This window comes from Pandoraea apista (genome assembly GCF_001465595.2).
GTDB classification, from domain to species: Bacteria; Pseudomonadota; Gammaproteobacteria; order Burkholderiales; family Burkholderiaceae; genus Pandoraea; species Pandoraea apista.
Genome location: NZ_CP013481.2, coordinates 4,486,984 through 4,500,457, shown reverse-complemented (window position 1 = coordinate 4,500,457; position 13,474 = coordinate 4,486,984). Strand labels below are relative to the sequence as shown.

Genomic DNA, 13,474 nt, shown 5'->3' with positions numbered 1-13,474 from the left:
GGACGATGAATCCCATAGGCGTCGCAACGATCGGCATTGTCCCCATGACGTTCCCCCTGAGGCATCAACCGGGGCATCGACGGCATGAGAATTTCATCGCCGATCTGCAGACGGTAAGGCTCAAAGCGGCGGGTATGATTCGGTCGCCATTCGAGACCGCTGCACAGCCAGTTCCCCATATCGGTTTGCCAAATCGTCTGCCGGTAGTGTCAGTCAGACAGTTGCAAGAGGCCGTGGCGGGGGAACTGGCGCCGGGCCCGGCAGCAGACTTCGATTTCTTCCGGGAGCCGTTGAAGCAGAACATGGCGCTGATGGGCCAATGGGCGGCTGCGGCCAGGGCCGGCAGTCAATCTGGTGCGTGGTCGCAGTTCGTCAGCGACATCACGGAACACTTCTTCAAGGGCAGTCGTAAGCAGCGCGTGATGGACGCGTTGATCCTGTCTATCGACGTGTTGCCCGCGAACTATCGTGCGGACGCGCTGGCGTGCCTGCTCGCCGACGGCGAAGAGGGACTGGCGGCCGCCGAGGAGTTCTGGGAATACATTGGGTTGGATCGAATCCCCGATGGGGACAAGGAGCGTGTGCGCGGTTTGATTCGTCAATATGGCATCGGTGCGTAATTCGCACGGGGCGCACCCCGGGCTCGCGTAGCCCCGGTCGGGGTGCGAAAGTGCGTGTGCTGAGCACAAGGCAAGACGAACCCGGGCCGTTACGAAGTACGCTCAGGCCTTGGGCGATTCCGTCTTGCCTTCCTCTTTCGCGTTCTTTGCCGCCGGCCCCGGCAGGCCGGTGATCTTTGGCACGCACTCCCGGTGAAACCAGACCAGATTGACTGGCTCGCCGGCCAGCAAGCGCTTGACGGGGGGCACGACCTGCTCGCCGATCAGCATGCCGAGCAACCCAAGGAGCGCCACTGCCGGTGGCGCGGGTGAGCGCACGCCGAGGCCGCCATAAATGATACCGACGAGTACGCCGACACCCAGCGAGACGAGATATAGCTTCATGAAATTCTCCGCGAAGCCCGCGTTCCGAGGTCGTACCAGGCCACCGCAATAAAGCCGCCCACGAGACCGAGATGTTCGAAAAAGGCGTTCGCAAGCATCACGCGCTCGCCCTGCGCCGCCGCCCAGAACCGATTGGCCATGAACGACGCCGCCAGCGTAAATGCCGCCAGCGCCAACGCCCCGAGCCATCGCCACCGTCCCGTGAGAATGAGTAGCGACGCGCCGATTTCAAGCGCAATGACCGCCGCCGCAAACGGCGCGGCAGGCGCCAGCCCGAAGTGGTTCATCTCTGCAATGGCGGCGGGAAAGTCCAGCGCCTTGTCGATCCCGCCCTGCAAATAGGCGCTGCACAACAGCAACAGGGCGAGCCAGTAGGCCCAGCCCGGCAGTGAGATGCCCCCACGCGCCAGGGGCGACGAGGGCGGAGCGGGCCGAGAGGGATCGGAGGACGGCAATACAGTAGCCATGGCACACCTCGATTCGTGCGACTGCGATCAGAACGCCCAGCACGAGCAGCCGAGCGCTCCCCAGAAACCGCTTTCGTCAGACGCCGGCACGCTGGACATCCACGCCCTCGTATGCGCATGGCCGTGCACGCCGCACGACGTGGCACAGGCGCAACTCGCGCTGACATTGAGCACCTGCGGCTGACGCGACTTGTAGCCCACCCCATGACGCGCGGGTGACCAGTCCGGCATGGCGGGCGGTAACTCGGGCGCATAGCCGCTGAAGTCACCGTCGCCATAAACGACTTTGCCACCCAGCAGCGTGAGCACCGAGGTAATGTCCTGAATCTCGTCTTCCGGCACGCTGAAATAGTCGGCGCAGAGCACCGCAAGGTCGGCAAGTTGTCCGACCTTGATCTGGCCCTTCTTGCCGACCTCCGACGAGAACCACGTGTTGGCCTCCGTCCAGAGTCGCAGCGCGTCGCTGCGGTCGAGCAGACTGCCGGGCGCGGCCATGCGCAGTCCGCCCACGGTCTTGCCCGTCACGAGCCAGTACAACGAGACCCACGGGTTGTACGATGCAACGCGCGTCGCATCCGTACCGGCACCGACTTTCACGCCGCGCTCCAGCATGCGGCGGATCGGCGGCGTGGCTTCGGCTGCGCGCGCGCCGTAGCGCTCCACGAAGTACTCGCCCTGATAGGCCATTCGGTGCTGCACGGCGATACCGCCGCCGAGTGCCGCGATACGGTCGATGTTGCGGTCGCTGATCGTCTCGGCATGATCGAAGAACCAGTGCAGGCCGTCGAACGGCACGTCCTTGGCGACTTTCTCGTAGACGTCGAGAGCACGCGAAATCGTCTCGTCGTAGGTCGCATGCAGACGCCACGGCCAGCGGTTCTCCGCCAGCAGCCGCACGACCGGTTCAAGATCGGCCTCCATGGACGGCGGCATCTCGGGGCGCTCGACACGGAAGTCCTCGAAATCGGCGGCTGTGTACACAAGCATCTCACCTGCCCCGTTGTGACGATAAACATCGTCTCCCTGTCCCGGGCTGACTTGCTTGACCCACTGGCTGAAGTCGGCGAGTTCGGCTTTGGGCTTCTGGGTGAACAGGTTGTACGCGAGGCGCACGGTCAACTGACCTTCGCGGTGCAGCGCCTCGATGATGCTGTAGTCCTCGGGGTAGTTCTGGAACCCGCCGCCGGCGTCGATCACGCCAGTCACGCCGAGCCGGTTTACCTCGCGCATGAAGTGCCGCGTGGAGTTCTTCTGATACTCCGGCGGCAGCTTCGGGCCTTTGGCGAGCGTGGCGTAGAGAATGGTTGCGTTCGGCTTGGCGAGCAGCAGCCCGGTCGGGTTGCCCGACGCATCGCGCACGATCTCACCCCCCGGCGGGTTAGGCGTGTCTTTGGTGTAGCCCACGGTGCGCAGGGCGGCACCGTTAAGTATTGCGCGGTCATACAGGTGCAGGATGAAGACCGGCGTGTCGGGGGCGACGGCGTTCAGTTCCTCGATGCTCGGCAGACGCTTCTCCGCGAACTGATGTTCGGTGAAGCCGCCCACCACGCGAACCCATTGTGGCGCAGGCGTTCGGTCGACCTGATCTTTCAACATGCGCATGGCGTCGGCCAGCGAACGAACGCCGTCCCAGCGCAACTCCATGTTGTAGTTGAGGCCCCCACGGATGATGTGCATGTGACTGTCGATCAGCCCGGGAATGACGCGGCGGCCCTGGAGGTCGATGACCTGGGTCGTGTTGCCTGCCAGACGCATCACGTCGTCGCGCGTGCCGACGGCGGTGAATGCGCCGCCGGTGACGGCGACGGCATCCGCCTGAGGGTTGACGCGATCGAGCGTAGTGAACTTGCCGTTGAACAGAATGAGGTCGGGCGTGGGGGCGGTCATGGTGCGCCTCCGATCAGCGGTTCGCCGGAACGGCCGGAATCGCTTCGTGTGGCGTTGCGGTGCGCTGCGCGGCCTTGTGAACCATCGTATAGGCATAGTCGACGCCCATGCCGTAGGCGCCGGAGTGCTCCTTGACGAGCTTCATCACGGCATCGTACGTATCGCGATGCGCCCAGTCGCGCTGCCATTCCAGTAACACCTGCTGCCAGGTCATGGGCACGACACCGGCCTGCACCATGCGCTGCATGGCGTAGTCGTGCGCTTCCTTCGAGGTGCCGCCCGATGCGTCGGCGACCATGTAAATCTCGTAGCCGCCCTCAAGCATTGCGCACAGGGCAAAGGTGGTGTTACAGACTTCCGTCCACAAACCGGCGACGACGACCTTCTTGCGACCGTTGGCCGCGAGCGCGTCGCGCACCTTCTGGTCGTCCCACGAATTCATCGAGGTGCGTTCCAGCAACTTCTGGTTCGGGAAGACATCGAGCAATTCCGGATAGGTGTAGCCCGAAAAGGATTCGGACTCCACCGTAGTGATCGTGGTCGGAATGTTGAAGATGCGCGCGGCCTTGGCCAGGCCCACCGTGTTGTTCTTGAGCGTCTGACGATCCATCGACTGAACGCCAAAGGCCATCTGCGGTTGATGGTCAATGATAATCAACTGGCTGTTCTGCGGGGTGAGGACTTCGAGCTTGGGATTCGACATGGAAGGCTCCGGAGGAATGGGGGCAGAATCGCGAGGGCGCCGCACGCGACCCCCCAAGAGACTATGCTCACCGCCGGGTAACGGCCATCGTCCCTTCGTATTAGTGCCCGTAACCCCAGGCCTGGCGTGGGCTCGTCGTAAAAATCGACCAAAATTAACGCGCACGTTCGTGCTTTTTTGCGACGATGTGGGGCGCTCGACGTACGCCGGCTGACGTATACTCGGCGGCATCGAATCATACTGTGGCCACCTGCATGAACGGGCTTCTGGACAGCGATACCGCCAATGTCTACGTCGTCGTCGACGCGCCGGATAACGACGCGCTTTGTGCGCTGCTTTCGGCCGCAGGTCTGCCCGCGCGCGGATTTCTATGCGCTCCGTCGTTCCTTGCGGCCGAGCGGTCTGCCGGGCCGGGTTGCGTTGTGCTGGGTGCGGATCTCGGCATAGCGGGCGGCGGCCTTGCGTTGCAGGAGGCGCTGATCGCCGTGCAGGACCCGATCCCCGTGGTGTTCGTCGCCGATCATGCCGATGTGGCAACGAGCGTTCGCGGCATGAAGGCGGGGGCGATCGACTTCCTCGCACGGCCGTTTCCCGAGAGCGTGTTGCTTCAGGCGGTGGGGGCGGCGCTCGCACAGGACCGGCAGCGTATCGCGCGAGAACGAGCCAGCACCGACGTGGCCGGCCGCGCCCAACGGCTCTCTCAGCGCGAACGCGAAGTCATGGCGCTCGTGGCGGCGGGACGCATGAACAAGCACATTGCTGACGAACTGGGCATCAGCGAAGTCACCGTGAAGATCCATCGCGGCAATGCGATGCGAAAAATGGAGGCACGCTCTTTCGCGGATCTCGTCATCATGGCCCACAAGCTCGGTATGACATCTCCCGCGCTCTATCACGGCGGCATCGGCAGGCATCGGCGCGAGACAGCGTGAGCTGTTTTTTGTCGACGTTCACCGGCCGGTAGCCTGCAATCTCCTCCGACTCATTCCCAAGCGATTTCGGGAATCCATCGCACAGTTGACACAAACCTGTCAGCACCGGGCGGCATAGTGCGTGAATGTCGATAGAAAAGCCGCCGTGAGCGGCACGGAGGAAAAGTGAAAGCGATTTACAAAGAACTCCTGAAAATCGGGGCGGGTGTGTGCGTGACATTGAGTATGAGCGCGGCATTTGCGCAGGACGATGTAGTGGCGCGCGCAGGTGACGTGTCCGTCACGTCGGGGGAAGCGGCGGGTCTGTTCCAGTCGCTCAGTCCGGAGAATCGCGCCCGTTTGTCGGCCGACAGCGCCACACGCGATCAACTGGTGCGCTCGCTGCTGGCCCGCAAGGCGGCGCTTGCCCAGGCCGAGTCGAAGGGATGGGAGAAGCAGCCGCAAGTGCAAGCCGCGATCGAGCGGGCACGGCAGGACATCGTGTTGCAGTCGTTCCTGAGTTCGATGAGTGTGCCGCCGGCAGATTTCCCGACGGACGCCGATGTGCAGGCCGTATACGAGCGCAATCGTGCGGCTTTCATGCAACCGCGTGCACTGCATCTCGCGCAGATCTACATCGCCGTGCCGCAGGACGCGAGCGAGAAAGTTGTGGAGGCAGCCCGCAAGCGCGCGGCCGACCTGACGAAGCAAGCACAGGCCAAGCCGGCCAGTTTCGAGGCGCTAGCAAAGAAGAACTCTGAAGACCGCGCCAGCGCCGAGCGCGGTGGCGATGTCGGTTTCGTGCCTGAGCCGATGGTGCAGCCGCAAGTCCTTGCGGCTGCCGCGTCGCTCAAGGCGGGCGATGTCGTCGGGCCGGTGCGCACGGCCACCGGTTTTCACGTGATCCGGCTGTTGGAAGTGCGCGATGCGGCGCTCAGTCCTCTCGCGCAAGTCGCCCCGCAAATTCGCACCTCCCTGCGCGAACAGCGCTCACGTCAGATTGCGCAGGCGTACCTGGATCAGCTCCTCGCCTCGGGCACCGTGTCAATCGACGAGAAGGCGTTGTCGTCGATGCTCACGAAAACGCAATAAAGTCCCACCCGCGTTCGAAGCAGGGGGCTGCCGCGTCTTGCGCGGCAGCCCATGTCATCAAGACATTCCCTAGGGGCCCGATGCCGTGCCTCACCGCCCCGGGATGATTGGCGTTGGCGGTGGCGCGGCAGGCCGTTGCGGCGTGGCCGAATTCCCGAATGCATTTCCCATGCGTTGAGACGTCGCGCTCCAGTTGAACTGGCCGCCGATCTGGTTGCCCGGCTTGTTGGCGATGTCTTCCGACTCCAGCCCGGGCGCACGCCCACCGGCAAGCGGGCTCGACGCCGGTTGCAACTGATTCGTCAGACAGTCATAGGACGGCGAGCGCTGTCCGTTCACTTCCACGTCGACGCAACCGGCACGGGCGTGCGCTGCCGCAGCACCGCTCGCGTGCGAGGCGTCGTTGGCCCCGGCCGCACTCACGGGCCCGGCCACGCTCAGCGCCAAGGCAAAGGCGGCCGCTCCCGCCGCTGCCCACACCGGTACAACTCCGCGAAATCCCCGAGTGCTCTCTGCCTTCATGGCATGTCTCCCCGTCAAAAATGTTAGGTGGTCCATCAGGACTCCGACCCAACAAGCATACGTCAGCCGGCGCGTTTTTCGAGAAAGATGAATTTCTCGTGACAAACGTTAGTTGGCCGCATTCCCGGACGTCTAGGTATCCGTATTCGTGAGGAATGTCGACACGGATTGCGTGCGGCCGGGCGATTCCAGCGGTGATTGGGTATGCGCGGGAAATCGCTGATAAGCGCCAGGCCACCGGGGGCACTGCATCGGGCAGAGCCGCGTCGACCTAACAAAGCAGAGTCTTCTATATGCGTTTGATGAAAACGAACCGGCCGTGGTTGCGCTGGGCGGCAGTGTGCGCTGTCACGTTGGGGGGAACCGTTCATGGCGTTGCGATTGCTCAGGAGGCCAAAGCAGCTCAGCCGGAAAACGCACCTGCGATGAAGCCGCAGGCAGGCGCGACCGGATCGGAGTCAGCCAAGGAAAAGTCTGCCGACGCGCAGAAGCCGGTCAATATCAATGAGTACGTGGTGCGCGGCAATACGGTGCTCGATGTGCGCACGATCGAAAAGGCGGTCACCCCGTATCTGGGGCCGAACCGCACGCTCGCCGACATCGAAGCTGCGCGCGACGCCTTGCTCGCTGCCTATCAGGCCAAGGGTTATCAGTCGGTGTACGTCGATCTGCCGGAACAACAGGTCACCGGCGGCATTGTGTATCTGAAGGTGAGCGAGACCAAGCTGGGCCGTCTGCGCGTGGTCGGCTCGGAATATCACTCGCCGCGCGAGGTGCGCGATCGCGTGCCGTCACTGGCCGAAGGCAAGGTGCCGGACTTCAACGCCGCGCAGGCGGAACTCACGGCGCTGAACCGTACCGGCGAGCAACAGGTGGTGCCGCTCGTCAAGCAAGGGGCGGTACCCGGCACGATGGACGTCGACCTCAAGGTCGAAGACACCAACCCGTGGCGCGCGAGCCTTAGCCTGAACAACGACCGCAGCGCCGATACGAAGCCGCTGCGCATGCTCGCCTCGGTGGGTTACGACAACCTTTGGCAACTCGGCCACCGCGTGTCGATGAGTTTCTTCGGCGCGCCGCAGGACTTCAGCCAGAGCAAGGTGTGGTCGGGGTCGTACGTGGCGCCGCTGGGTTCCTCGCCGTGGACACTCGAACTGAACGGCTATCAGTCGGACAGCAACGTTGCTACCACCGGTGGCACCACAGTGCTCGGGAAGGGGCACGCGATCGGCCTGAAGACCACGTACACGCTGCCGGACACCGGCGCCTGGTATCACGCCTTCAGCGTGGGCGTGGATTTCAAGGACAACACGGAAACCACGCGCTTCGGCACCGCCGGCGACGTGGTGCCGCTCAAGTACGCGCCGGTCACGCTCGGCTACAGCGGTTTCTATCAGGACGAAGACCTGAGCGCCGGCCTGAACACGTCGATCGTCTCGGGCATGTCGAGCTTCCTCGGCTACGGCAGCAGCCCGGCTCAGTTCGATGCCAAGCGCTACAAGGCGTCGCCGAGCTTCATGGTGCTGCGTGCCGATGCCAACGGGACTTACACGTTCGGCGGCGGCTGGCAGATCGCGGCGCGCGTGGCCACGCAGATGACCGATTCGCCGCTGATCTCGAACGAACAACTGGCGGGTGGCGGCATGAATTCGGTGCGAGGCTACCTTTCCGCCGAAGCGACCGGCGACTACGGCGTGGTCGGCTCTATCGAGTGGCGTACGCCGCCGATTCCGCTGCTGGGGCCGGTCGTCTCGAACTGGCGCGCCTATGCGTTCTTCGACGGCGCGCGGCTCGGATTGCGTGACGCGTTGCCCGAGCAGACATCGCGGTACTCGCTGGCGTCTGTCGGCGTGGGCTCGTCGTTGCGCCTGACCTCGCATGTGACGGGGCGGGTCGATGCCGCATATCCGCTGACCAACGGGCCACGCACGGAGCGCTACAAGCCGAGGCTGAACTTCAGCATTACGGCGACCTATTGAGCGACCGAGCGACCGAACGACATCCGAATTCCACGACACAACATTCACGACCTGATGCCCGATGCGCCAAATCAGCACGCCGGGCGGCATAAACGGAGAAACACAGCCATGCGACGCATTCTTCCATTCCTGCTTGCGCTGATCGGCACGCTGATGCCGGTGCTCGCGCACGCCTGGTGGCAACCGGATTGGGCGTACCGCAAGCCGATCACCATCGACGCCGGCCCGCAAGGCGGCAACATTGCGGGCGACGCCGGCCGTGTGCCGATGCTGTTGCGCCTGCATACCGGTAACTTCAGCTTCGAAGGCGTGAACGAAACCGGGGCCGACCTGCGTTTCGTGGGCGCCGACGACAAGACCGTTCTCAATCATCAGATCGAGCAATTCGATCCGGTGCTGGGCATTGCGCTCGTGTGGGTCGATGTGCCCGCTGTGAGCGCGGGCGCCAAGCAACAAATCTGGATGTACTACGGCAACCGCAAGGCGCCCGCTGCCGGCAACGGCCAGCGCGTGTTCGACCCGGACTACACCGCGGTGTACCACTTCGGCGAATCGAACGTGCCCGCACGCGACACGACCGCCTACGGCAACAACAGCCAGAACCCGGTTGTCACGCTAGATGGCGCGATCATTGGCAAGGGCGCACAAGCCGGCGCCTCGCCGATCGTGTTGCCCGCGTCGCCGTCGCTCGCGCTTGCCGCCGGCAGCCCGTTCACGTTCTCGGCATGGGTGCGTCCGGAGAAGCTGGGTGCGAACGAAGCGATCTACGTGCGTCGAGATGGCGGCAACGATCTTGTGATCGGTGTCGATCAGGGGGTGCCGTTTGTTCAGGTCGGCACGCAGCGCAGCCAGCCGGGTCAACCCATTCAGGCCGGTCAGTGGTCGCATCTGGCGGTCACGGCCGACGGTAAGTCGGTCACGCTCTACGTCGGCGGTCACGCGGCGACCACGCTGGCGGTTGCACTACCCGCGCTGAATTCGCCGACGATCATCGGCGGCGATGTCGAAGGCGCCACCGGCGGCCTCGCACGCTTCTCGGGCGCGGTGGACGAAGTGCATCTGTCGAAGGTTGCACGCAGTGCCGCGCTGCTCCAGACGGATGCCGTCTCGCAAGGCGCCGAATCGCGTCTGATCGCTTTTGGTCCGGACGAGCAACAAGCGGGCAAGAGCCACTTCGCCTTCATCCTCGCAGCCATGCCGGTCGACGCCTGGGTCGTGGTTTGTGTGCTGGGCCTCATGGCGCTGGTTTCGTGGCTCATCATGATCACGAAGGGCCGCAGCTACGCCGCAAAGGCGCGCGCCAACAGCGCCTTCATGACGCAATTTCGCGAAGCCTCGGGCGCACCGCTCGACCAGATCGCGCGTACGAATCGCGTGCCGGAGGACGTGCGCGACCAATCGCCGCTGTGGCGTCTGTACGAGGTTGCGCTGGGCGAGCTGCATCGCCGTCACGAACTCGGCTACGACACGAGCGCGGTCTCGGACGCGACCATCAGCGCCATTCGCGCGTCGATGGACGGTGCGATGGTGCGCGAAGTCGAGGACATGAGCAAACGCATGAACTGGCTCTCGACGTCTATTGAAGGGGCGCCGTACGTCGGTCTGTTCGGCACGGTGATCGGGATCATGCTGGTGTTCGTCGTGGCTGCCATGGCGGGCGCGGTGGACATCAACTCGGTGGCGCCGGGCATGGCCGCCGCACTGCTGTGTACGGCCGCCGGTCTTGGCGTGGCCATTCCCGCACTGTTCGGCTACAACTGGCTGGTGTCGCGCTCGGATGCACTTTCCGCCGACATGGCCGTGTTCGTCGACGAGTTCACGACCCGCCTCGCCGAAGAGCAGGGCGAAGGCCGCCGTCAGCCCGTGCTGCAACGCGCCTGACGAGGACGAATCATGGCAAACGCAATGCGATTCGCGGCGAAGAAGCGTGCTGGCGGCATCAACATCACGCCGTTCGTCGACGTGCTGCTGGTGGTGCTGGTGATCTTCATTCTCACGAGTAACGCCAGCATTCCCGGTATCAAGGTCGATCTCCCGAAGGCCAGCTCGTCGGTGGCGCTCGAGAAACCGAAGACCAAAGCGATCACGGTCGACAACTCAGGTCAGGTGTTTCTCGATGCCTATCCGGTAACGCTCACCGAGCTTGAGGATCGCTTGCGCACGGAAAAGGCGGTCACGCCCGACTTCCCGGTGATCGTGCGCGGCGACGCGCAGGTGCAGTACGCCAAGGTTGTCGAAGTACTCGACCTTCTGCGCCGGATCGATCTCAATCAGGTCGGCCTCGTGACCGGCAAGCCGCAGTAAGGAGCGCAGCGTGAAACCTCGCGATTTCGCGTCTAGCCCCGTGCGGCCCGCCGCCAAGCCGCCCAGTCCGGCGCTGGCGCTGCTGCGCCGGCGCGGCGGACTGATCGTCGGCGGCCTCGTCGTGCTCGGACTGATCGCCCTCTTCTGGCACTTGCTCACGGACAAGGCCAGCATGCGCCGCGAGGTCAACACCCCGCCGATGCTCATGCTGCCACCGCCGCCGCCACCGCCGCCGCCGCAGGAGAAACCGCCTGAGCCGCAGCCGGAGAAGATCAAGCCCGAGGTCGTCGAGCCGAAGCCGGCCGACCCGGTAGAGCCGCCGAAAGACGACACGCCGCCGAGCCCGACCAAGGATCTGGGCGACGCCGTGACGATCAACGGCGACGCACAAGCCGGTACCGATGCGTTCGGCATTGGCGCGGGCAGGGGCGGCGGCATGACCGGTGGGGGTGGCGGGCTCGGCAGCCGCTCGTACAGCGCATGGCTCGCCAGTTCGCTGCAACAGGCGTTCGGGCGCGACCAGCGCACTCGCACCCTGGCATTCGACGACGTGCGCATCGATCTCTGGCTCGATGCCGACGGACGCGCCACACGCGCCCAGATGGTTCGGGGTACCGGTAACGCGGCCATTGACGATGCAGTGCTTGCGATGTTGCGCGACTTCCGTGCAGAGGAGAAGCCGCCCGCGTCGTTGCGCTATCCGCTGTCGATGAGCATCCGGGGGCGCAGGCCATGACGCGCACGCCGACGCTCGCCACGCCGCCTACGGCGCAAGCAGGACTTCCTTTTTACGCAAAAGTCACACACAAAATGAAAGCACTGGAACGTATGACCGACGCGCTCGCGCACCGACGTGCGCCACGCGTCGCGGGGACCGCAGGCGCCGTGGCGCTCGCGCTCGCGCTGCTGGGGACCACGGGCCTGGCCCATGCACAGGCGCAGCCTGCCCCGAAAGAGACCGCCATGGTCAAGTTGATCCGTGGCCTCATCAAGAGCGGCGCGATCGACAAGGCTACCGGCGAAGCGTTGCTGGCACAGGCCGAGACGGAAGCCTATGCCGCGTCGGCAGCGGCGCAGAAGGCCGCCGCTGCCCCCGCGGTGGCGGCGACAACCGTACCCGCAGGCGAGCCGGGTGATGTGCGGGTCCCGTACATTTCACAGACCACGCGCGACCAGATTCGCGACGAGGTGAAAAACGAAGTGATGGCGCAGGCCAAGACTGAAGGTTGGGCCGCGCCGAACGAGACGCCCGAGTGGACCAAGCGTATTCACGTCGAAGGCGACTTCCGGTTGCGCAACGAGTCGCGCTTCTACTCGAGCAGCAACACGAACACGCAGATCGACTGGGCGCAAATCAACAAGGGCAATGGTTTCGACGTCAACTCGAACACCAATCTCACGCTCCCGCCGCTGCTCAACACCACGCAGAACCGCACCAACCAGTTCCGCGCCCGCGCGCGCTTCGGCATTTATGCCGACGTGTCCGAGCAGGTCAAAGCCGGTGTGCGACTCGCGAGCAGCAACGACGACAGCCCGGTATCGACCAACTCCACGCTTGGCGGCGGCCTGAACAAGAAGAGCGTGTGGCTTGACCAGATGTGGATGTCGTATCAGCCGTTCGACTGGGTGAAGTTCACCGGCGGCCGCTTCGCGCCGCCGTATGTCACGAGCGACATGCTGTTCTCGAGCGACCTGAACATCGACGGCATCGCCGCCCAGTTCAACAAGGTGCTGCCGCAGAACCCGAACGTCGAACTGTTCGGCTCGCTCGGCTTCATCCCGCTCGAGTACTCGGGCGACAACTCGCCGTCGAACAGTCAGAGCAAGATGTCGAGCCAGACCAAGTGGATGCTTGGCACGCAGTTCGGTGCGAACTGGAAGCTCGACTCGAAGAACAGCTTCCGCGGCACGGTCGGTTACTTCGACTTCCGCAACATCACGGGCCAACTGTCGTCGCCTTGCGCACTGTACTCGGGCCAGACGAGCTGCGATTCGGACTGGTCGCGCCCGGCGTTCATGCAGAAGGGCAACACGCTCATGCTGCTGCGTAACATCGCGCTCAATCCGCTCGATCCTGCCAATACAGCGCAGCCGCAGTATGTCGGTTACGCATCGAAGTTCCAGTTACTCGATCTGTCGGCGCGTTGGGACACCATGCTGGCCGGGCGCTATCCGCTGCGTTTCGACGTGAACTACATTCGTAACCTCGCTTACAACGAAGGCGAGATGTGGGCGCGTGCGAACGGCGGCATCGTGAACAACTTCGGCGCAGGCGATGCAACGCGTGCCAACTTCAAGAGCGGTCCGAACGCCTACATGTTCCAGGCGACTTTCGGCAAGCCGGTCATGGCGTCGCGCGGCGACTGGAACGTGCTGTTCGGCTACAAGCGTATCGAGCCGGATGCCGTGCCCGACGCCTACAACGACTCGACGTTCCACGGCGGTGGCACGAACGCGAAGGGCTACTACATCGGTGCTTCGTACGCCTTCGACAAGAACGCGTGGCTCTCGGGCCGCTGGCTTTCGACGAAGGAAGTCTATGGCGCGCCGTTGTCGATCGACACGCTGCAAATCGAAGTCAACGCGCGATTCTAAGGAGGTGGTC

The 13,474-nt window shown here is 64.1% G+C and carries 13 protein-coding genes; 8 read left to right on the top strand and 5 right to left on the bottom strand.

What is annotated here, in order from left to right; translation table 11 throughout:
* The first annotated feature begins 44 nt into the window (after positions 1 to 44).
* On the top strand, positions 45 to 620 hold the full coding sequence (locus AT395_RS20245; RefSeq protein WP_125347951.1) for a hypothetical protein: 576 nt from the start codon (positions 45 to 47) through the stop codon (positions 618 to 620).
* Between the two features lie 102 nt (positions 621 to 722).
* On the opposite strand, the gene AT395_RS20240 is transcribed toward AT395_RS20245, so the two are convergent.
* Genes AT395_RS20240 through AT395_RS20225 form a run of 4 tightly spaced genes read right to left on the bottom strand, consistent with a single transcriptional unit; the run spans position 723 to position 4,061 of the window.
* Positions 723 to 1,004, bottom strand: coding sequence for a DUF1427 family protein (locus tag AT395_RS20240; protein ID WP_048628854.1), 282 nt, complete (start codon positions 1,002 to 1,004; stop codon positions 723 to 725).
* On the bottom strand, positions 1,001 to 1,471 hold the full coding sequence (locus AT395_RS20235) for a DoxX family protein (RefSeq protein ID WP_082164767.1): 471 nt from the start codon (positions 1,469 to 1,471) through the stop codon (positions 1,001 to 1,003). Before AT395_RS20235 ends, AT395_RS20240 begins: the two co-directional genes overlap by 4 nt.
* Positions 1,472 to 1,498: 27 nt before the next feature.
* Positions 1,499 to 3,358 carry an amidohydrolase gene (locus AT395_RS20230; RefSeq protein ID WP_048628855.1) on the bottom strand — a complete coding sequence of 620 codons (1,860 nt, stop codon included), beginning with the start codon at positions 3,356 to 3,358 and terminating at the stop codon, positions 1,499 to 1,501.
* 13 nt (positions 3,359 to 3,371) lie between these two features.
* Positions 3,372 to 4,061, bottom strand: a complete 690-nt coding sequence (locus tag AT395_RS20225) for a hydrolase (protein WP_042114764.1) — start codon at positions 4,059 to 4,061, stop codon at positions 3,372 to 3,374.
* A 254-nt stretch (positions 4,062 to 4,315) separates the two neighbouring features.
* Here AT395_RS20225 and AT395_RS20220 point away from each other — a divergent pair, with 254 nt between their 5' ends.
* Both AT395_RS20220 and AT395_RS20215 read left to right on the top strand, forming a co-directional pair.
* Positions 4,316 to 4,993 carry a response regulator transcription factor gene (locus AT395_RS20220; RefSeq protein WP_048628856.1) on the top strand — a complete coding sequence of 226 codons (678 nt, stop codon included), beginning with the start codon at positions 4,316 to 4,318 and terminating at the stop codon, positions 4,991 to 4,993.
* Positions 4,994 to 5,218: 225 nt separating this feature from the next.
* A complete protein-coding gene (locus AT395_RS20215) occupies positions 5,219 to 6,064 on the top strand; it encodes a peptidylprolyl isomerase (protein WP_082164772.1) in 846 nt (281 codons plus the stop codon).
* A gap of 90 nt (positions 6,065 to 6,154) precedes the next feature.
* Here the strand turns inward: AT395_RS20215 and AT395_RS20210 are convergent, their stop codons facing one another.
* Positions 6,155 to 6,586, bottom strand: a complete 432-nt coding sequence (locus AT395_RS20210) for a hypothetical protein (RefSeq protein WP_125347949.1) — start codon at positions 6,584 to 6,586, stop codon at positions 6,155 to 6,157.
* Positions 6,587 to 6,879: 293 nt separating this feature from the next.
* Between AT395_RS20210 and AT395_RS20205 the strand changes: the two genes are divergently transcribed.
* From AT395_RS20205 to AT395_RS20185, 5 genes are all read left to right on the top strand, one after another.
* Entirely contained in the window at positions 6,880 to 8,565 is a 1,686-nt protein-coding gene (locus AT395_RS20205) for a ShlB/FhaC/HecB family hemolysin secretion/activation protein (RefSeq protein WP_082164768.1), read from the top strand.
* A 108-nt stretch (positions 8,566 to 8,673) separates the two neighbouring features.
* Complete coding sequence (locus AT395_RS20200; protein WP_042114768.1) at positions 8,674 to 10,446, top strand: DUF2341 domain-containing protein; 1,773 nt, start codon at positions 8,674 to 8,676, stop codon at positions 10,444 to 10,446.
* A gap of 12 nt (positions 10,447 to 10,458) precedes the next feature.
* Positions 10,459 to 10,869, top strand: a complete 411-nt coding sequence (locus AT395_RS20195; RefSeq protein ID WP_042114769.1) for an ExbD/TolR family protein — start codon at positions 10,459 to 10,461, stop codon at positions 10,867 to 10,869.
* Positions 10,870 to 10,879: 10 nt separating this feature from the next.
* Positions 10,880 to 11,605, top strand: a complete 726-nt coding sequence (locus AT395_RS20190) for an energy transducer TonB family protein (RefSeq protein ID WP_042114771.1) — start codon at positions 10,880 to 10,882, stop codon at positions 11,603 to 11,605.
* Positions 11,606 to 11,679: 74 nt separating this feature from the next.
* Positions 11,680 to 13,464, top strand: coding sequence for a putative porin (locus AT395_RS20185; protein ID WP_224787600.1), 1,785 nt, complete (start codon positions 11,680 to 11,682; stop codon positions 13,462 to 13,464).
* Positions 13,465 to 13,474: the final 10 nt, after the last annotated feature.

Coding starts and splice junctions, on each gene's coding strand:
- AT395_RS20225 (WP_042114764.1), bottom strand. CDS start 4,061: ATGTCGAATCCCAAGCTCGAAGTCCTCACCCCGCAGAACAGCCAGTTG.
- AT395_RS20240 (WP_048628854.1), bottom strand. CDS start 1,004: ATGAAGCTATATCTCGTCTCGCTGGGTGTCGGCGTACTCGTCGGTATC.
- AT395_RS20220 (WP_048628856.1), top strand. CDS start 4,316: ATGAACGGGCTTCTGGACAGCGATACCGCCAATGTCTACGTCGTCGTC.
- AT395_RS20210 (WP_125347949.1), bottom strand. CDS start 6,586: ATGAAGGCAGAGAGCACTCGGGGATTTCGCGGAGTTGTACCGGTGTGG.
- AT395_RS20215 (WP_082164772.1), top strand. CDS start 5,219: ATGAGCGCGGCATTTGCGCAGGACGATGTAGTGGCGCGCGCAGGTGAC.
- AT395_RS20230 (WP_048628855.1), bottom strand. CDS start 3,358: ATGACCGCCCCCACGCCCGACCTCATTCTGTTCAACGGCAAGTTCACT.
- AT395_RS20205 (WP_082164768.1), top strand. CDS start 6,880: ATGCGTTTGATGAAAACGAACCGGCCGTGGTTGCGCTGGGCGGCAGTG.
- AT395_RS20200 (WP_042114768.1), top strand. CDS start 8,674: ATGCGACGCATTCTTCCATTCCTGCTTGCGCTGATCGGCACGCTGATG.
- AT395_RS20195 (WP_042114769.1), top strand. CDS start 10,459: ATGGCAAACGCAATGCGATTCGCGGCGAAGAAGCGTGCTGGCGGCATC.
- AT395_RS20235 (WP_082164767.1), bottom strand. CDS start 1,471: ATGGCTACTGTATTGCCGTCCTCCGATCCCTCTCGGCCCGCTCCGCCC.
- AT395_RS20185 (WP_224787600.1), top strand. CDS start 11,680: ATGAAAGCACTGGAACGTATGACCGACGCGCTCGCGCACCGACGTGCG.
- AT395_RS20245 (WP_125347951.1), top strand. CDS start 45: ATGACGTTCCCCCTGAGGCATCAACCGGGGCATCGACGGCATGAGAAT.